Genomic DNA, 19,396 nt, shown 5'->3' with positions numbered 1-19,396 from the left:
GTCTTTCAATTCCTTCCTATATTAATATTATTGAACTTTTAGCAGGAATTTTTATACTTCTGTTCCATCAAAAAAAGTATATCTTTGTTGCACCTTGTCCCCAGACATGATAAATATATCAGAAAATTTCGTGCTTACATTCCTTCCATTCTTTAATTGCCCATTAAATATTCCACGTACAGCCACCCCGTGATCATCTGCGATCACATCCAACAACGTGTGTTGACCGATCAAAATTTGACGTTCTGATTCGTAAAATTTTTTAAATTCAATAATTCCAGCAATTACAGGTGACCCAGCACGTTCATAGACGATATCATCAGAAAACAACGAATAGATCGTATCTAGATCATGTGCATCCACTGCTTGATAATACCTGCGGATATTCTGCTCTTTATTTGACTGTATAAGACTTAAATGAGAATTCCGTTTCATATGTAGTACCTCCAAATCAAGATTTACTAATATTGATTGTCCCTGGTATTGGTATTCCCATAGCAGCAAGCAAAAAAAATAAAGATGCACCCATGGTAATCCACATAAAAATGCGATCACTACTTTGTAATCCTTGTTTGTTTCGAGTCATGCTAACAAGAGATGAAGCTGAGATGATAATAAAGAAAACGGAGGCAAACGGTAATATAATTGAAGAGATAAAAGCACAAATACTAGCAATGCGAAAAATTCTTCTTGCCCACATACAGATTTCCTCCTTAGCACATCACCAAACATATAGTGATACCTACTCACTGTAAAACATACGCGAGTTAGTAGCATTGTACAAGACGTTTAGTCACCTAGTTAAGGTTTAAGCTACAGGAGTCATTAAAATTTAATCCATACTTTATGATATCTGTATAGTTGTATCTCCCCAATATGGTTTTCTTAATTCCCTTTTTAAGATCTTACCGGTGGGAGTCCGTGGTATTTGTAAAACAAAATCTACAGATTTGGGCACTTTGAATCCAGCCAGATGATTTTTACAGTATGAAATAATGTCTTGTTCTGTTAACTCGTATCCTGCTTTTACAACAACGATCGCTTTCAGTGACTCCCCCCACTTGGGATCAGGGACACCAATTACTGCTACATCTGCAATTTCGCTGATATCCATGATTACACTTTCAACTTCTGTTGGATAGACGTTTACACCCCCCGTAATCACCAAATCCTTTGCTCTATCTACTATGTAAAAGTAACCTTCATTATCTTGACGAGCTATATCGCCAACTGTAGCCCATTCTTCATCTGTAAAAGCATCTTTTGTAGCTTGATCATCTCTCCAATAACCACGAAACCCACATAAACCTCGAGAGTAAAGAATACCTAATTCTCCATTTTGAATTTGATTACCAGATGGATCTAAAAGACGTAATTCTACATCTTGAAGTGCTTTACCCACACATCGTTCTTTACGTAATTGATCCTCATCGCGTAATACAGTGGATATGCCAAGTTCTGTACTTCCATAAAATTCATACAATGAAATGGCTGGTAGCCATTTTTTTAATTTGATTTTTGTAATTGTATGTAATGGTGCTCCTCCTGAGACAAAGAGTCGCAAATTTTTTAACTGATAGCGTAACAACTCTTCGTCTGTAAGCATAAGTAACCGATCATACATCACTGGCACCATCATCGACCAAGTCACATCGCGACTTGCAATCGCTTCCAGGAAATCTGTTGGTGTAAATTTCGGTAAAATAATAACTGTTCCACCTGTAATAAATGTAGTCAGTAACCATGCACACGACGCTGCATGATAAAGCGGTGTTACCGCTAAATAGCGATCACCTACATGTAACCCCCATTCTATGGCAGCTGCTATGCCCGTGTGGTAATTCTCATCATAACCACGAATAGCTCCTTTGGGTCGACCAGTTGTTCCAGAAGTATACATAATCATATGAATATCTTCAGGAAAGACTAGTGTTTCTAGCTCATTTGAGTCAGCTTGATCTATAAGATCCTCATAAAGTAATGTATGATCAAGTTTTTCTGTTCCAACAATCATAATAAAAGAAACACTTGGTACTTGCATTCGGATCATCATTAATTTTTCTGCATGATTGCTATTTGTAATTACACAGCGTACCTCTGCGTGGTTTAATTGATAGGCTAATTCTTCTGTTCCTAAGTGTATATTGATAGGTGTAATGATCACTCCCAATTTCATTAATGCTACAAAGCTCTCTACGAACTCAACACAATTTTCGAGCATTACACCGACACGATCTGATTTTTGTATACCAAGGTTATGTAAGGCATGTCCTAAACGGTTTGTACGCTCCCACATCTGCTCCCAAGTTTCACTTCTATTTTCACAAACGATTGCCTCCATCGTTGGGTTTTTAGCTACATGCATCTTCATACTACTTATAATATTGGCACAGTATCTAGTTTTTTGTTTCCCCTCATAAGAAAATAGATTCATCTGTCACGCGCAAGAGATCATAAAAGCTAATGAATCTTGCGCGCTTCACCTCCTTACTCATATGTATAAAATCCCTTACCGGTTTTTCGTCCCAGATCCCCTGCACGCATTTTGCTTCGAATCCCAGTTCCTAGCAAGAAACGTTCACCCAGCGCATCGCGTAAACCATCTGCAGCCCGCACCATAGTATCAATCCCGCTAAAATCAAATAATTCATAAGGCCCCATAGGATGACCTAATCCTAACTTGATAGCACGATCGATATCTTCTATACTAGCAACTTGCTCATCATACATGCGAGTAGCCTCTACCATCATCCCTGCAAGTAAACGATTCACTATAAATCCAGGTGAGTCCTTGCAAACAATAGGACTTTTACCCATATTTTTAGCTATGTTTACAATCGAATCTCGTGTCTCTTGCGAAGTATGCTCACCAAGTGGTATCTCTACAAGTTGCATGATTTGTGCTGGGTAAAAAAAATGCATACCAATTACTTGGTTTACACGTTGTGTTGCTGATGCAATTTCAGAAATGCTCAATTGACTCGTATTCGTGGCAAGAATTGTTGATGGCTTGCATATTTTATCCAGCAAGGAGAACGCATCTTTTTTTAATGTTAGAACTTCCGGAATAGCCTCTATCACCACATCACAGAATTGCAAATCTTCAACTTGTGAAGATAGTGTGATACAGTTACTGATATTCTCAGCGATTGTTTCTGTTATTTTATTGGAATTTACTTCATGCCGCAAATTTTTTTTGATGATTTGCATAGCTTTTTCTACTATTTCTTCACTTTGATCTACCATGGTTGTTTTATAACCAGCCTTTGCGGCAAGAAGAGTTATTCCATGTCCCATGAGTCCTGCACCTAAAACCCCAATCGTTTTTTCTTGACTCAACATATAGTAACCTCCGAGATGGATTGTACTTCTGATTCAAATATCTATATTAGTCTAACTCTGAAGTTTTACGATTTTTGAAACGTTTTACTCCGTCACGAATCTCAGTACTACGCACCTGTGTCATGCCTAATTGAGTCTCAATGCGCAAACCTTCTTCTATTGAAAGACCCCATCCTCTAACAGCCGCTTGCTTATCTGTGCGAAGAGCCCCCTGCGGGTACGCTGCTATTTGTGAAGCGAGATCACGAGCACGAGATAGCAATTGATCTCGTTCGACAAGCTCTGTGACAAGTCCCCATTCTAATGCAGTTTGTGAATTGATTTCTCTCCCTGTGAGGATGAGATCCATGCCGCGCCCCCATCCGACAATACGCGGCAAACGCTGTGTTCCCCCATCCACTAACGGAACATTGTATCGACGCTCAAGACACCCAAATGTTGCATCATAACTAGCAATTCGAATATCACACCAAGCTGCCATCTCAAGACCACCTGCATAACAGTATCCGTGCACTGCAGCAATCGTTGGTTTAAAAATATTTGTAAGGCGCGTAAATCCTAAATATCCTGATCCGTCATATATGAAGTCTGGATGATCATATATATCTATTGGACCAAGGGTATCAATTGCTTTTAAATCTGCACCAGAACTAAAAGACGATCCACTTCCAGTTAAAATGGCCACATTCATGGCAGGATTATCGCGAAAACGGGAAAATGCCTGATAGAGCTCATCTGCCGTTTCACCATCAATACAGTTATGTACTTGTGGTCTATTGATCGTGATGAGCGCAATAGCCCCATCTTCTTGATATAATACTTTTGGATCTGGATTCACTTCAATACTCCCTCCCTCTAATCACCTTTTACTTACTCCACTTGTAATTGCTTTAACCGTTTCTGAGCATCTTCTAATGCAGCAGTCAAATCTGTCTCCAATATTCGCATCTCTGACATACGGCTGTGAATATCTTCAAGATGTTTTTTTGCAAGCTCGATACCACGTTTCAGTTGTTCTTTTTCACTAGGATCTGCATCATATAATTGAAATAATTCTTTCATTTCATCCAATGAAAACCCTAACATTCTACCTCGCAAAATCATCCGCAAGCGAGCATAATCTTTACGATGATAGATGCGATGGTTGCCTGCCGTGCGATACGGATGAATAAATCCAAGCTCTTCATAATATCGAATCGTTCTCGCACTAATTCCTAGCATTTCTATTAAATCAGAGATGCCTAATAATCGTTGATTCTCTCCATCTTCTACATTTGATTTGTTCATGTTCAACATCCTTATGTTTATTTTGATTATACAGATAAATAACACTATCGTCAATTATGTACTTTTTGATCATCTGCTGATATCACTCATAAAAACAAAAAAAACGCATACCCGACAATCACTAACTATCGAGCATGCGTTTATTTCTATTCCATGTGCACTACTTCTATGATTGTAAGCTATGATCGTTACACCTATAGCAAAAAACTATTGATCTTGGCTTACAATACTTTCTGCACATGATTTACAAACTTTTTTCCCGTGTAGATCCATGAGAAGGTCATCGCTTCCACAAAATTCGCAATGAATGTGAAATTTACGTAAAATAACTTGTCCTATCTCATCATAAAACACTTCGATCGGATCACCCGGTTCTAGACCTAATGTTTTACGCAATTCTTTCGGTATCACAACACGTCCTAGCGCGTCTAATGGTCGACTCATACCAGTAATTTTCACAGATACACCCTCTCAAACCTATTTTAACTATCATACCATGAAACGTTGTTTACGTGAACACCAAACACACTTCTCGAAAGACTATAACGACAAGTGTGTTTGGTCATGTCTATAGTAAATCGTTTATTACTCTATTCAATCAGTTCATAACCTGCATCATCAATGGCAGCCCGAAGCACGTCTTTACTCACATCTTTTTTAAATTCTACAACTACTTGACCTTTATCAAGCTCAACAGTTGCTTTTGAAATGCCGTCAATATCGACTAATGCAGTTTCAACAGCATGTTTACAGTGATTGCATGTCATTCCTTTAACTTTTAACGTTTCTACCTTCATCGATGTGCCAACTCCTTATCAATCTGCTATGTTTAAGAGCAACATATCATCCTCTTTTATTATACCATACCCCCCTTAGGTATAGGAAGCGCGTAGAAATATCTCTTTTAATCGCGAGAGATGGATGATTTTTCTCGTAAAACACCACTTGCCATCAGCAGCATCAAACATTCAACAACTAAAAGAGCTACTTGAATCATGAACACTGCAACCATATTGACCATTCCTAACAACATAACCCCCATTGCAGCGCTCATAATCGCTGATAATACTACTTCTATCATATCAATCAGCTTATTTGGTTTATATAACAAATAAGCTGCAATACTGATTACGATGAGGGTTACGCTAACGCTAATCCATTTACTTCCTGTCACCATGTTGAGGAACATAGATAAAGTAAATGCGAAAGCCATACTATTCCCCATGACCAGCCTCATCTTTAATTCTAATCCAATATGATCAATCATTTCTGATAATAACTGATAAAATACGAGTAACCCAACAATCGTCCCCAAGAGACTGGTCATGAATAACAAAGAATACACTCTCCCACTATGCAAAATGACCTTGCACACAATACCATGTGTGCAAACACTTTTATCATGGACAAATTCTTTAGATCATGAACCATATCTATGCAAAAAAATCATGCATAGGACATAAACATCACGGCACTTATCTATTAATGCGCTGCAATCACCATAATCATACTTGCAAACACAGAAAATAGCGTAAATGCTCGCCACATAAAACGCATCGCTTTTTCATCATTCATGAGATTACCTCCATTCATTTGTAGTTACATGTTTAGCAGAGTGTATCATGAAATCATGTTACTATGATGACGAACCAATCGTTTCAATTACTTTTTATAAAATCTTCACATTTGGAGTGATGACATCTTGAAATTCGACAACATTTCACATCTTACTCAATCGTCAATACGTATTTATAAATGAGAATAAAATGACAAATGCTGCCGGCCAATACAAATAAGTGCCAAACAGTGTGATGATAAGTAAACTTCCTCCAAATATAAAAAACAGTACCGATTGTGTAGAATAATCCTCCAGCAACTAATAAAATCAAACCAGGGAGGGGTAATTTTAGTAACATAGGATGAATCATAAATACTGCCATCCACCCCAATAAAATATACCCAATCGTAGATAAAAGCATATATTCCTTTACAAAAAAAGCTTTAAAAACAATACCGCCGATGGCAATAATCCATATGATACTAAGCAGGATCCACGATTCTCGCCCTCCTACAATAATAAGCAAGAGGGGAGTGTAACTACCCGCAATAAACAAGTAAATAGCTGAATGATCTAATACTTCAAAGACATCTTTAGCTCGACCAGGTGGAAGACTGTGTAAAAGTGTCGAGCAACTATATAACAGGAGCATTGTTGCTCCAAAAATAATGCCGCTGACAATGTGTAACATATTGCCTTGTACAACAGTGGAGTAAATGAGCATCAGTAAGGCAACTACACTAAATGCAATACCCAAACCATGGCTTACTGCATTTCCAAGTTCCTGTTTTCGCGTAAATACATGTGTTCTCGCGATAATTCCTCCATTAGCACTACATTTTCATTCAAGATTTAGTATATCCTTTATACTCCGCTTTGCCTACCACTCAAATAATCGTATTTATTACTATATACAAAACGTAATTATTTCGATATAATTCATTCAGATTCATATATAGGTAAAAGTGAGGGATCAACGTGCTACAACATAAAAAGAAAACTATTGGGGTTATTAGTATTATGGGAGGTCTCTCCTTACTTAGTCTAACAGGCTGTGGATCAAATATGGCAGCGCCAGTAAACCCATCTAGTGGTTCAGTGGGTACGACCCAACATGGTGTCCTTCTTGGAGTGGGAGCAGAAAATGAATATGCGAACGTTATGCAACAAATTGGTGGGAAGTATCTTTCTGTTTCAGCCATTATGAGCGATCCCAATACTGATCCTCATGAATACGAAGCTAGTCCGCAAACATCATCTATGATTGCTCATGCAAATTTAATTGTACAAAATGGCCTTGGTTATGATGATTTCATGAATAAATTAGAATCGGCATCCGGAAATCCTCATCGCAAAATTATTGAAGTTCAAACCAGTCTTGGGTACTCTAATTCAACACCGAATCCACATCTGTGGTACGCACCAAGCACTATGCCACGCGTAGCGCAACTCATTGCTGATGATTTATCTGCACTTTTGCCTGCCCATAAAGCCTACTTTAATCACAATGTCGCTATATTCGATGCCTCATTACAACCTTACGATAGAGAGTTAGAACATGTACAAAAAGAGTTCAAGAATGCTCCAGTAGCGACAACAGAACCTGTTTGCGACTATATGTTAGAAGCAGCGGGAATGGCTAATAAAACACCTTGGTCATTTCAAGCAGCTATTATGAACGGAATAGATCCCTCTCCCCAAGATGTTAATACTGAGGAACAACTTCTTTCAAATCATCAGGTTGATGTATTTTTATATAATCAACAAGTAGTAGATTCACTTACTACATCCTTGCTTCAAATTGCCAAACAACATCATATACCGGTTGTTGGAGTGTATGAAACGATGCCACCTAATTACTCTTATCAGTCGTGGATGCAAGACGAAGTCATTGATTTACAAAAAGCCCTTCAATATCATACATCTACACAAACACTATCATGAGGTCTATGACGAGTCCAATAGATCATCATGCTGAAGTTCTCTCACTATCTAATATTAAAGTACAATACGGTCATCGCACTGTGCTCGATCAGATTGAATTTTCCATTCATGCCGGAGAATTTATCGGTCTTATTGGAGCCAATGGAGCAGGAAAAACCACTTTATTACATGTCATTCTTGGCCTCTTAAAGCCAAATGAAGGCACAATACACGTCAATGGGCAATTAATGAGTCATTCTTCAAAGCAAATTGGATATGTTCCGCAAAGAATTCATCTTGATCCTGACACACCACTTAGAGCTCGGGATCTCGTTGCACTTGGTATCGATGGCACTCGTTTCGGATTTCCGCTACCTAGTCGTGAAAAACGACAGGTTGTCGATGAAATTTTACATGCAGTGGGTGCGTATAGCTTTGCAGATTCACCTGTCGGTAAACTTTCATTAGGAGAACAACAACGACTATTGATCGCTCAAGCTCTATTGACGAATCCACGTATCTTGCTTCTCGATGAACCTTTATCGAGCTTAGATATTCGCAGTACTCATGAAGTCGTTCAGTTAGTCTCACATGTAGCGAAAAGTCGCGGTATTGCTGTTCTGTTTGTCGCACATGATATGAACCCACTTCTTGGCGTTATGGATAAAATTATCTATGTCGCCAATGGTAAAACGGCGATTGGTACAGTAGATGAAGTGATACGAAAAGATGTGCTCAGTCAGTTATATGGTTATGAAGTTGAGGTTCTTACCATTTTGGATCGAATCCTTATCGTAGGTGGTAAGGAAGATGCTATTCACACGGAGGTATAGCACGGTGAGAACATTACTTAACGTCATTTTTGCACCAGGATTTTTCCAAAGTTCAGAAGTTTTTAATGCGCTCGTACTAGGGACTGTCGTCGCAGTCATTTCAGGTGTTGTAGGTGTATTTGCGGTCATTCGTGGACAATCTTTTGCAGGTCATGCACTAGCTGACTTTGGAGCGACAGGCGCTTCAGGCGCTTTTCTAATAGGAGTGAACGCCTTATGGGGATTTCTAAGTGTTGGTATATTAGGCGGAGCGGGAATGGATTTACTAGGAAAGCGCCCGCGCGAACGTGATGTAGCTACAGGTATTATCCTTTCTTTTATGCTTGGTATCGGTGCACTTTTTCTTTATTTCACAACCACTGAAAAAAATATTTCTGGTGCGCCTATTACTATTTTGTTTGGTTCGATTTTTCTTGTCGATGCGCGCATGATTCCCATTATTGTAATTCTTGGAATCATTACTTTACTTGTTGTGTTATTTCTTTATCGTCCTCTTATTTTAAGCTCTATTCATCCTGATCTAGCACGGTCTAGAGGAGTAAATGTCCGCTTGCTTAGCATGTTATTTATGAGTGCTCTTGCCATGACTGTCGAACAATCCGCGATTGTTATCGGAGCACTTCTTAGCACAGCATTATTGATAGGTCCAGCTGCCACTGCAATTCGACTGACTTCAAGCATTAGTCATGCGATAGTATTGTCTGTATTCATCGGATTAACTGTTACTTGGGGAGGAATTTTACTTGCTTACGACAGCTACTATTTTCCCCCTGTTGGTCGAGGATGGCCTGTTAGTTTTTTTGTCGCAAGCCTCATTCTTGTTTTTTATATGCTAGCACAGTTATATACAGCTAAAAACATTAGAAAAAAAGACATGATAGCTAAGGAGTCTTCTTGATATGAGCAATGTATTACAGTTCATTTTTGCACCTGGAATGTTTACGCAAAGCTATATGATCAATGCTTGGCTTGGGGCAACTATCGTGGCTATCATTGCAGGATTCGTGGGATTTTTTGTAGTATTACGGGGCACTGCTTTTGTTGCACATGCACTACCAAAAGGAGGTTTTGCAGGTGCAGCGGGTACAGCATTACTCAATCAAAACACAGAACTTGGACTAATCCTCTTTACAGTTGGTGGTGCGATGAGCATTGGTTGGCTTGGTCGTAAAGGAAGCCATGGTGTGGTTACAGCCTTGATACTTGTTTTTTTACTTGGCTTAGGTTCTTTATTTCTTGATCTAAATAACGTGTATGCACCAGAAATCTTTTCACTTTTATTTGGTGAAATTTTGGGTGTCAATAATGCTGAAGTTGCTTTCACCGGTTGGATAGGCTTTCTTGTTGTCATATCTCTTCTGTTCATGTTTCGCCCTTTGCTATTTTCTTCGATATCGGGAAACGTTGCTCGTGCACGTGGAATTCATGTAAACCAGTTAGACATGCTCTTTCTTATCATTGTTGGTCTTGCAACAGCCATCACCGTTCCTATTGTTGGAGCCCTTTTAACCTTTAGTTTAATGATTGCTCCAGCGGCAGCCGCGGGCTATATCACTCATCACCCTATTCGCAATATTGCTGTGTCCATAGCTTTTGCTCTTCTCACCGTGTGGCTTGCTCTTTTGATCGCGTATGATACCGGATGGCCCGTCGGCTTTTTTGTGGCATCGTTTTCTACGATATGCTATGGTATGGCACGGTTTTCTTACTCTCTTAGAAAGCATAAAGATGCCCATCTTTTTGCGAGTAAGAGCAGTACATCCTATATGGATGAGCTTCAATAGCTATAGAAAGTAGATGTCTGTCCTGACATGTGTCCATTGCAAAGTCTCCGTCTCTCGCATGTATTACTATATGCATGTGAGAGGGGAAATACTGTGATGATTATGGACATAATAAAAGGGTTTCTTAGCCCCACTTCCACCGATGAAGATGCAGAACAGGATAGTAACGCTAATGCACAACATCATGTACAAAGACAAATGATGCCCAATCAATGGATGGATCCATACGCTCCAATGGAAATGCAACCCTTCCCGTCATTTGGACCCAATGGGCCACAAACAAGACAACAACAAAACACGCAACCAGATGAAGAAACAAGCACTAAAAAAGGGCTATTTTCTTTCTTTGAAAAGGCACGATCAGGTCTTGAAAACTTTCAAGGGAAAGCACAAAATTCATTACAAAAAAATAAAATCCCGAATCAACCCACTCGTCAAATGCAACCTACACGTCCAAATGGAATGCAAAATCAGCAAATGAATCCTTATGGCATGATGCCACCCCATGAGCCATATCCACGTAACCCATATGGCGCACAACAGCAACATCCGATGACTTATGGAATGCAATCTTCACGTCAGCCTCATATGCGGTATCCTCAAGCTTTGCGACCAATGCAGCAAAATCGTCAACAACTACATCATCCTACACAGAACATGCGCAAGCCTGGATCAGGTCCACACTATTTTAATTAGCCAGCTTATGTTCTACTTCATATTCGACAATACAGAAATCGCGTGCTACCATTTATCGTGTGATATACACCATGCCACTATTGCACAGGCATGGTGTATATCACACTCACTTGACAACTTACATGTAAATCGTAACCGAAAGGATGGACCTATTTGCTACAAATAGACATAGAGCTGCAGAGAAGTTCCTTTACTATAGAAGTACATTTACGACTTCCTCTAGGTGGGATCTATGGTTTGTTTGGACCATCTGCTGCAGGTAAATCAAGCATTCTTAATGCTATGGCAGGTTTTGAAACAGAGGCTAAAGGCATCATTACACTAGAAGATCAGATCTACATGGACACCTTTTCTAAAACTCCTAACCATCTCCCACCATGGGAGCGACAGATAGGATATGTGGAGCAAACCGCTAATTTATTTCCACATTTAACGGTCTTTCAAAATATCTTTTTTAGTGTACAATCAAAACCCACAAAATGGCATGAAGAATTAATCGATCGCTTATCTTTACGACCCTATCTTTTAGCTCGACCTGCTGTTTTATCTGGAGGTCTTGCACAACGAGTGGCCTTAGCACGTGCACTTGCACGTCGGCCTAAACTATTGCTACTTGATGAACCTCTATCTGCACTTGACTTTGAAGCACGCAGTGAACTGCAAGATGTGATCCTTACCATTCAGCATGAAGTAAAATGTACTACATTACTGGTTACGCATCAGTTAGACGAAGCACAAAAAATGTGTGATCAAATTGGTATTATGGATAGAGGGCATGTACTACAAATAGGAACTCCTGCGGAATTAATGGATCACCCAAGCTCACCACGAGTTGCTCAACTACTTGGATATGATCAATTTTTACATATAAAGAATGGAAATTCACCTTCAAATCATATTGCCGTTCATCCAGATCATGTCGTTTTAGGTAGCTTTCCTTCACAAGGAATTTGTTTAGATGGACATGTGCTAAGCCTATCTCTTCACGGTGGTAAACGCAGAATCGTTGTGTCGCTAATACAGCATACAGCGAGTATTACTGCGACTCTAGCGCCTACACAAAGTGTTAATGTGGGACAAGCAGTGGTTATTACAGTAATTCATCCTCCACAGTTTGTGTTGGATCGTGTGCAATAAAGTATTCAACCTGTTCTAGATTGGCAATGGCTTGTCGATCCGTTTTCCACAGCCATTGGTGCAATTGTGATTGTGTGCGGTGAGCACGAAAAGCAGCAAGTTTTGCTTTAGCATACGGCAGTACGTTTATTGCAATATAACGCTGCTCAGACAGTGGATCCTCATTTGCTCGTTCAAACATAGCTTTCCATGCTACAAAATATAAAGATGTCGTAAAACCAAGCTTATGATGTCCCTGTTTATCTATATATGCCATAAAAGCATCTGTCGTGGCACCACCTATGGTGCAATGATCTGGGTGTCCACCGAGCTCTTCATGAAAAGTAATAATCGCGTCAGGTTCAACCCGTTCTATTTCAGCAAGGACACGCTCTGCAAGCCGTTTACGTGGATAAATTTCAAGTGTTTTATCTCTCATTCCAAGTAAACGTAAGTCATCAATACCCAGCGCCTCGCATGCTGCCATTAATTCTAAATGGCGCAAGTTACCTAGACTTTCCCGTGTTGTGATCGCTGGTATGCCCATGCGTCGTCCCATTTCCCCAAGTGTTGCACAGACTAAGGTCACTTGATGTCCAGCACTCGCATACTTTGCAAGAGTTCCCGCACAAATAAAGGTTTCATCATCAGGATGTGCAAATACAGCAAGTAACCTGCCCATGTTCATTCCCCTATCGTCTGTCGTTATATATGTATAGTACGTAGAATGGCTACATTTTAAATGGTGTAAGGCTCACCTCTAGTGTCCTAGATAAACGACTTTGCTGATCATACCCAATGCAAATAACCTGATCATCAGTCAGTTGCATATGTGTTAGTTGATCCACTTGAATCAAACCTTGTTCACCATCTAATTGGAGAAATACACGAAAAGTACCTGAACCGCGAACAAAGGCCGCATCAAGTACGGCCTTACCATTTCTCCAGTATGCGCCAGGGTTCACTTCTAGATGCACATATACAAGTTGTCCACCCCATCGTGTGAGCGCCTCTTGTAATTCTGCAGGATCAATATTTTGTATCACCTGATTCACCTGGCCTCTGATGTTTTACCCATGACATCACTCGCCTGTTCATGCGCATGATATGAGCTGCGAACAAGTGGTCCAGACTCGACATGTTTAAAACCGCGTCTTAGTCCCTCTTGTTTTAACTCGGCAAATTCCTCTGGAGTGTAATATTTTTCCACACGTAAGTGTTTTCGCGTAGGTTGAAGATACTGACCAATCGTAACGATTGATACACCTACTTTACGTAGATCGTCGAGTGTGGCCAAAATTTCATCCCATGTCTCACCCACACCAAGCATAATACTTGATTTGGTTGGCACAGTCGGTTGCATCGCTAACGCACGTTCGAGTAACTCGAGTGTCCTTGCATATTTTGCTTTCGAGCGCACACGATCGGATAATCGTTCTACGGTTTCAATATTATGATTTAAAATATCTGGACGTGCATCCATAACTGCTTGTAGCGCATCGCGATTACCCATGAAATCCGGTATCAATACTTCAACTGCACAATCAGGACTGGCTTTACGTACTTCTTTAATGCATGCTGCAAATATAGCAGCTCCACCATCTTGTAAATCGTCCCTTGCAACTGAAGTGATTACGACATGGCGTAACCCCATCTGCACGACTGCCTCTGCAAGACGCTTTGGCTCTTCCAGATCAAGTTCCGTTGGTTTACCAGAATTGACAGCACAAAATCGACATGCACGCGTGCATATATCGCCAAGAATCATAAAAGTCGCTGTGCGATGGAACCAACACTCATAAATGTTGGGACATTTTGCTTCTTCACATACAGTATGAAGCTTACCCTGACGCATGATATTTTTTAATTCTTTAAAATCACCACTTGTTTTTAATTGAACTTTAAGCCACTCGGGACGACGAAGTGGTCGCTGCTCACTGTTTTGTATTTCATTTATTTGGAGATCAGATTGTGTCATCTGCGATCCTTCTCTCTCTAGTCCAAGCATCTTTAGTACAGACTAGTTGACTCATTCAATCCTTCAAGGTGCTTTTTGATCGTGCGTAGAAATTGTCCTGCTACCCATCCATCAAGTATGCGATGATCTAAGCTTAAACACAAGTTTACCATTGAACGAATAGCAATACTATCATCATCGCGAACAACAGGACGCCTAACAATGGATTCAACTGATAAAATAGCAGCTTGAGGAGCATTAATAATTGGCTGCGAAAGAATCGAGCCAAATGCACCTGTGTTATTGACTGTAAAAGTACCATCTTGAACATCTGCTAGCGTCAATTTTCCGGCACGTGCACGTCGTGCTAAATCTGCTACTGAGCTTGCAATCCCAAGAATATTGAGACGATCCGCATGATGAATAACTGGAACTACAAGTGCTTGATCCGTAGCTACTGCAATGGAGATATGAACATCTTTTTTAATAATAATTTTATCTTCAGCCCATGTAGAGTTGATGACAGGAAATTCCTTAATGGCTTCTACAGCGGATTTTATGAAGAACGGAAGGTATGTCAAATCCACGCCCTCGCGTTGTTTGAACTCTGCTTTATGCCGCTCGCGCAAACGGACAAGTGGCGTCACATCTACTTCTATCATCATCCATGCATGTGGTGCTTGGTGCTTACTTTGCACCATGCGAGAAGCAATTGTTTTACGCATCGCTGTCACAGGTACCCACTCTTCATTGGTAGGAGACTGTGCAGACGTCTGAACAAGAGATTGTACTGGTTGCTCATTTTGTTTTATCGATGGTTGTATATGATCTGTTGTTGGACCCTGAGTGGCAGAAGCGGAAGCTACAAGAGATGGTGTCGCAGTTGGCACATAAGCTAAAACGTCCTTACGTGTAACGCGTCCTTCCATTCCAGTACCGATTATTTTATCAAGATCAATCCCTCGTTCTTGGGCGATCTTTAGTACTGCTGGCGAATAACGTGGTGCATCACTCGATTCAGAACGTCTACCTACTCCATTCGTAAATGTTGTATTGGTACCATTAGCGCTAGTTGTAGATGCCGATGGCGCTACGCTCTCCATATTTTCAGATTGCGCAACACGTTCTGATGCAACCGTCTCTGATGCACTATTGGAACTCACTGCTTCCTCAATCGTAGCTATTCGTGTTCCTACCTGCACCGTCTCATTCTCTTGAACGAGAATAGCAGTTAAAACACCTTCAAAATCAGATGGAATTTCTGCATTTACTTTGTCTGTAACCACTTCAACAAGCGGTTCGTACTTATAGACACTATCCCCGACCTGTTTTAACCACTTTCCAAGTGTTCCTTCTGTGACGCTCTCGCCAAGTTTGGGCATTTTTACGTCGGCCATGTGTTCGATGAACCTCCTTTGGTGCTTGCACGTAACGTGCTATTAAAATGTAGCTAAATGGCGCATCGACTGAGCAATTTTATCACTATTTAACATATAAAAGCGCTCTTGTGGTGGATTAAATGGCATTGCAGGGATGTCCGGTCCGCAAAGACGTGCGATAGGCGCATCCAGATCAAACAAAGCCTCTTCTGCGATGATCGCCGCTACTTCCGCGCCAACACCGCCTGTTTTGTTGTCTTCGTGAACGATCAATACTTTACCTGTTTTGCGCACAGCTTCAAGAATCGCATCGCGATCTAAGGGCGCAACTGTCCGTAAGTCGATGAGTTCTGTAGAAATACCCTCTTTTTCGAGTTCCTTAGCCGCTTCAGTCGCATGATGAACCATGAGTCCATAAGTAATCACCGTAATATCATCGCCTTCGCGTACGCGACGTGCTTTGCCAATCGGCACAGTGTATTCCCCATCTGGTACCTCATCTTTAATCCACCTGTACAAAGCTTTATGTTCAAAAAACAGTACTGGGTCGGGATCTCGAATGGCGCTTAACAAGAGTCCTTTAGCATCTGCAGCAGTGGCTGGCATCACAATTTTCAACCCAGGAACATGATGAAAAAGTGCCTCAAGGCTTTGTGAATGATACAGCGCTCCATGTACACCGCCACCATAAGGTGCCCGGACCACAAGTGGACAACTCCAATCGTTATTCGTGCGATAGCGCATCTTTGCAGCTTCGCTAATGAGTTGATTGACAGCAGGTAAGATAAAATCAGCAAATTGAATCTCAGCTACAGGTTTGAGCCCATAAGCAGCAGCGCCAATGGCTACACCTACAATCGCAGATTCAGCTAATGGTGCATCTATCACGCGTGCTTCACCAAACTCTTCGATCAAACCTTGCGTAACGCGAAATACGCCCCCACGCACACCTACATCTTCACCTACTACAAATACTCCATCATCTCTTCGCATTTCCTCTTGTAGTGCATCGTGAATAGAATCGATATATAATTTGACCGCCATTGTGCTGTCCCCCTATTCTGCAAAAACATAGCGCAGTGCTTGCTCAGGTTGAGGATACGGGGCCTTTTCCGCATATGCGGTTGCCGCATTAATGTCTGCCGTCACTTCATCACGCAATGCTTGTTCACTTGCTTGCGTTAACACACCACACTCAAGCAAATAATCCCGAAAACTAATGATTGGATCATGACGTTTAGCCTCGTCTAGCTCGTCTTTTGAACGATATGTGCGATCGTCGTCATCACTCGAATGAGGGTTGAGTCGATCCATCATCGCTTCGATTAATGTCGGTCCTTGCCCATCTAACCCACGTGCTACAGCTTCTTTCATGGCTGCATAAACAGCAAGCGGATCATTACCATCAATGGTTACACCAGGGAATCCATAGCCAATGGCGCGATCAGATACGCGTTCACAAGCTAATTCTTTGCTCAGCGGCACTGAAATGGCGTACTTATTATTTTCACAGAAAAACACGACAGGCAGACGATGAACACCAGCAAAATTGGCAGCTTCATGGAAATCGCCTTGATTGCTAGACCCTTCACCAAATGATGTATAAGCTACAAGTCTGTCTCCCTTCATCCGTGCGGCAAGCGCAATGCCTACGGCATGCGGAATTTGGGTAGAAACTGGACTGGATCCACTGACAATATGGTGCTCACGAGATCCAAAATGACCGGGCATTTGACGGCCGCCACTGTTTGGATCTTCCTCTTTCGCAAATGCACTTAGCATCACATCTTTAGCGGTTTGACCAAATACAAGTACAACTCCCAAATCGCGATAATAGGGTAAAACATAGTCACGCATCGGATTGAGAGCAAAAGCTGCACCGATTTGAGCAGCTTCCTGCCCTTTACACGATACGACAAAAGGAACTTTGCCTGCGCGATTTAGTAGCCACATTCTCTCATCCAGTCCTCGTGTCAACAGCATATAACGGTACATCTTAATGACATCGTCATCTGTTAGATTCAGACTGTCATGTCGATTAGCGATCATCGTTTTGCCCTCCAAACTTTGTGTCTTCATCGTCCTGACCTCCTCGCTTTAACTGTGAATAGCGTTCCCGTCAACGGCAAGTGCAGCTTCCCCAAGTGCTTCTGAAAGTGTTGGATGCGGATGAATCGTATGACCGATCTCAAACGGTGTTGCATCAAGGACATGAGCTAGTGCAGCTTCAGAAATCAAATCTGTCACGTGTGGTCCAATCATATGAACACCCAGCAGATCATTCGTTTCTTTATCTCCAATAACTTTTACAAACCCATCTGCTTCACCGTAGACTAATGCCTTACCGATTGCTTTAAATGAAAACTTTGCTGACTTAATGGCATATCCTTTTTCCTTTGCTTGCGCTTCAGTCAACCCGACACTTGCTACTTCAGGACGACCATAGGTGCAACGAGCAATATTTGCATAAATCAAAGGTTCTGGAGTGTTTCCTGCAATTGCCTCCATGGCAATGATGCCTTCATGCGCTGCAACGTGTGCAAGTTGCATACCACCGATAACATCGCCTATAGCATAAATATTTTTTTCAATCGTCCTCATCTGTTGATCCACAACGATAGCGCCGCGTTCTAATTGTATCTGCGTTGCTTCTAACCCGATATCCTCCGTGCGCGGAGACCGTCCAATGGCTACCAAAATGAGATCTGCATTCAATGAATGCTCAGTTGCATCACTTTTAGCCATGATGGCAACATGCCCATCTTCCACACGATATGATGTAGCATCAATCGCGGCGCCTGTCAACACAGTAACTTTGCGTTTTTTTAGTAATCGCGTCATCTCTGCCGAGATGTCCTCATCCTCTTGAACAAGAATTCTCGGTAATGCTTCAACAATGGTCACCTGTACTCCAAAATCAGCAAACATCGATGCCCATTCAACCCCAATCGCCCCACCACCGATAATGATCACGGAGGACGGAAGACTTGACAACGTCAAGGCCTCATCTGATGAAATGACGAATTGACCATCAAAGGATAGACCTGGCAAAGCGCGCGGTTGAGATCCTGTAGCAATAATTGTTGCCTTTGGAGAAATAATTTCAGAATCTCCATCCGGGCGCTCTACGCGAACAGCACCTGCCATCGGTGAAAAAATAGATGGTCCCATAATGCGACCGTACCCTTGCATTACAGTGATCTTGTTCTTTTTCATTAAGAACTCAATCCCTTTATACAATTGAGTTACCACTTGGTCTTTGCGAGCCATGGCCTTCTGTATGTCAAAATGCAAATCACTCACTTCAATACCAAATGTTGCGCCATCTTTCATAGCAGCATACAATTCGGCAGAACGCAAAAGCGCTTTGGATGGAATGCAACCTTGGTGCAGACACGTACCACCCAATTTACCTTGCTCTACAACTGCTACATGTAGTCCAAGTTGAGCGCCGCGAATGGCTGCAACATATCCACCTGTTCCTCCGCCAAGAACAACGACGTCATATGAATCAACCATGC

At 41.3% G+C, this 19,396-nt stretch carries 23 protein-coding genes; 6 read left to right on the top strand and 17 right to left on the bottom strand.

What is annotated here, in order from left to right:
* Positions 1 to 51: 51 nt before the first annotated feature.
* The 10 genes from MM817_RS11025 to trhA form a co-directional block, all read right to left on the bottom strand.
* Positions 52 to 435 carry a nuclear transport factor 2 family protein gene (locus tag MM817_RS11025; RefSeq protein WP_241714907.1) on the bottom strand — a complete coding sequence of 128 codons (384 nt, stop codon included), beginning with the start codon at positions 433 to 435 and terminating at the stop codon, positions 52 to 54.
* A gap of 16 nt (positions 436 to 451) precedes the next feature.
* A complete protein-coding gene (locus MM817_RS11020) occupies positions 452 to 700 on the bottom strand; it encodes a hypothetical protein (RefSeq protein WP_241714905.1) in 249 nt (82 codons plus the stop codon).
* A 144-nt stretch (positions 701 to 844) separates the two neighbouring features.
* Positions 845 to 2,365 (bottom strand): class I adenylate-forming enzyme family protein, encoded by a 1,521-nt coding sequence (locus MM817_RS11015; RefSeq protein WP_241714904.1) that lies wholly within the window; start codon positions 2,363 to 2,365, stop codon positions 845 to 847.
* Positions 2,366 to 2,487: 122 nt separating this feature from the next.
* Positions 2,488 to 3,342, bottom strand: a complete 855-nt coding sequence (locus MM817_RS11010; protein ID WP_241714902.1) for a 3-hydroxyacyl-CoA dehydrogenase family protein — start codon at positions 3,340 to 3,342, stop codon at positions 2,488 to 2,490.
* Between the two features lie 46 nt (positions 3,343 to 3,388).
* On the bottom strand, positions 3,389 to 4,180 hold the full coding sequence (locus MM817_RS11005; RefSeq protein ID WP_241714900.1) for an enoyl-CoA hydratase-related protein: 792 nt from the start codon (positions 4,178 to 4,180) through the stop codon (positions 3,389 to 3,391).
* 32 nt (positions 4,181 to 4,212) lie between these two features.
* The gene (locus tag MM817_RS11000; RefSeq protein WP_241714898.1) at positions 4,213 to 4,629 is read right to left on the bottom strand and encodes a MerR family transcriptional regulator; all 417 of its coding nucleotides are present in this window, start codon (positions 4,627 to 4,629) and stop codon (positions 4,213 to 4,215) included.
* 207 nt (positions 4,630 to 4,836) lie between these two features.
* On the bottom strand, positions 4,837 to 5,088 hold the full coding sequence (locus tag MM817_RS10995) for an AbrB/MazE/SpoVT family DNA-binding domain-containing protein (protein ID WP_241714888.1): 252 nt from the start codon (positions 5,086 to 5,088) through the stop codon (positions 4,837 to 4,839).
* Positions 5,089 to 5,219: 131 nt separating this feature from the next.
* On the bottom strand, positions 5,220 to 5,426 hold the full coding sequence (locus tag MM817_RS10990) for a copper ion binding protein (protein WP_241714886.1): 207 nt from the start codon (positions 5,424 to 5,426) through the stop codon (positions 5,220 to 5,222).
* A gap of 107 nt (positions 5,427 to 5,533) precedes the next feature.
* Entirely contained in the window at positions 5,534 to 5,965 is a 432-nt protein-coding gene (locus MM817_RS10985; protein ID WP_241714884.1) for a hypothetical protein, read from the bottom strand.
* Between the two features lie 391 nt (positions 5,966 to 6,356).
* Positions 6,357 to 7,004 (bottom strand): PAQR family membrane homeostasis protein TrhA, encoded by a 648-nt coding sequence (trhA, locus tag MM817_RS10980; protein ID WP_241715184.1) that lies wholly within the window; start codon positions 7,002 to 7,004, stop codon positions 6,357 to 6,359.
* Positions 7,005 to 7,165: 161 nt separating this feature from the next.
* Between trhA and MM817_RS10975 the strand changes: the two genes are divergently transcribed.
* From MM817_RS10975 to MM817_RS10950, 6 genes are all read left to right on the top strand, one after another.
* A complete protein-coding gene (locus MM817_RS10975) occupies positions 7,166 to 8,131 on the top strand; it encodes a metal ABC transporter solute-binding protein, Zn/Mn family (protein ID WP_241714882.1) in 966 nt (321 codons plus the stop codon).
* 5 nt (positions 8,132 to 8,136) lie between these two features.
* Positions 8,137 to 8,943, top strand: a complete 807-nt coding sequence (locus tag MM817_RS10970) for a metal ABC transporter ATP-binding protein (RefSeq protein WP_241714880.1) — start codon at positions 8,137 to 8,139, stop codon at positions 8,941 to 8,943.
* Between the two features lie 4 nt (positions 8,944 to 8,947).
* Positions 8,948 to 9,841: a metal ABC transporter permease gene (locus tag MM817_RS10965; RefSeq protein ID WP_241714879.1), complete on the top strand. Its 894-nt coding sequence runs from the start codon at positions 8,948 to 8,950 to the stop codon at positions 9,839 to 9,841.
* Position 9,842: 1 nt separating this feature from the next.
* Positions 9,843 to 10,727, top strand: a complete 885-nt coding sequence (locus MM817_RS10960) for a metal ABC transporter permease (RefSeq protein WP_241714877.1) — start codon at positions 9,843 to 9,845, stop codon at positions 10,725 to 10,727.
* 96 nt (positions 10,728 to 10,823) lie between these two features.
* The gene (locus tag MM817_RS10955; protein WP_241714875.1) at positions 10,824 to 11,423 is read left to right on the top strand and encodes a hypothetical protein; all 600 of its coding nucleotides are present in this window, start codon (positions 10,824 to 10,826) and stop codon (positions 11,421 to 11,423) included.
* Between the two features lie 153 nt (positions 11,424 to 11,576).
* Entirely contained in the window at positions 11,577 to 12,560 is a 984-nt protein-coding gene (locus tag MM817_RS10950; RefSeq protein WP_241714873.1) for an ABC transporter ATP-binding protein, read from the top strand.
* Here the strand turns inward: MM817_RS10950 and MM817_RS10945 are convergent.
* Genes MM817_RS10945 through lpdA form a run of 7 tightly spaced genes read right to left on the bottom strand, consistent with a single transcriptional unit; the run spans position 12,514 to position 19,394 of the window.
* Positions 12,514 to 13,221, bottom strand: coding sequence for a PIG-L family deacetylase (locus tag MM817_RS10945; protein ID WP_241714870.1), 708 nt, complete (start codon positions 13,219 to 13,221; stop codon positions 12,514 to 12,516). The two genes, MM817_RS10950 and MM817_RS10945, sit on opposite strands and share 47 nt — an antisense overlap.
* A gap of 49 nt (positions 13,222 to 13,270) precedes the next feature.
* Entirely contained in the window at positions 13,271 to 13,585 is a 315-nt protein-coding gene (locus MM817_RS10940) for a DUF1806 family protein (protein WP_241714868.1), read from the bottom strand.
* 5 nt (positions 13,586 to 13,590) lie between these two features.
* Positions 13,591 to 14,517, bottom strand: a complete 927-nt coding sequence (gene lipA / locus MM817_RS10935) for a lipoyl synthase (RefSeq protein WP_241714866.1) — start codon at positions 14,515 to 14,517, stop codon at positions 13,591 to 13,593.
* A 32-nt stretch (positions 14,518 to 14,549) separates the two neighbouring features.
* The gene (locus MM817_RS10930; RefSeq protein WP_241714864.1) at positions 14,550 to 15,893 is read right to left on the bottom strand and encodes a dihydrolipoamide acetyltransferase family protein; all 1,344 of its coding nucleotides are present in this window, start codon (positions 15,891 to 15,893) and stop codon (positions 14,550 to 14,552) included.
* A 42-nt stretch (positions 15,894 to 15,935) separates the two neighbouring features.
* Positions 15,936 to 16,919: an alpha-ketoacid dehydrogenase subunit beta gene (locus tag MM817_RS10925; RefSeq protein WP_241714862.1), complete on the bottom strand. Its 984-nt coding sequence runs from the start codon at positions 16,917 to 16,919 to the stop codon at positions 15,936 to 15,938.
* A gap of 12 nt (positions 16,920 to 16,931) precedes the next feature.
* Positions 16,932 to 17,924 (bottom strand): thiamine pyrophosphate-dependent dehydrogenase E1 component subunit alpha, encoded by a 993-nt coding sequence (locus MM817_RS10920; protein WP_241715182.1) that lies wholly within the window; start codon positions 17,922 to 17,924, stop codon positions 16,932 to 16,934.
* Positions 17,925 to 17,972: 48 nt separating this feature from the next.
* The gene (lpdA, locus tag MM817_RS10915) at positions 17,973 to 19,394 is read right to left on the bottom strand and encodes a dihydrolipoyl dehydrogenase (protein ID WP_241714860.1); all 1,422 of its coding nucleotides are present in this window, start codon (positions 19,392 to 19,394) and stop codon (positions 17,973 to 17,975) included.
* Positions 19,395 to 19,396: the final 2 nt, after the last annotated feature.

Source organism: Sulfoacidibacillus ferrooxidans, assembly GCF_022606465.1.
Classification (GTDB): Bacteria; Bacillota; Bacilli; order Alicyclobacillales; family SLC66; genus Sulfoacidibacillus; species Sulfoacidibacillus ferrooxidans.
This window is presented reverse-complemented; position numbering and strand designations above follow the sequence as displayed.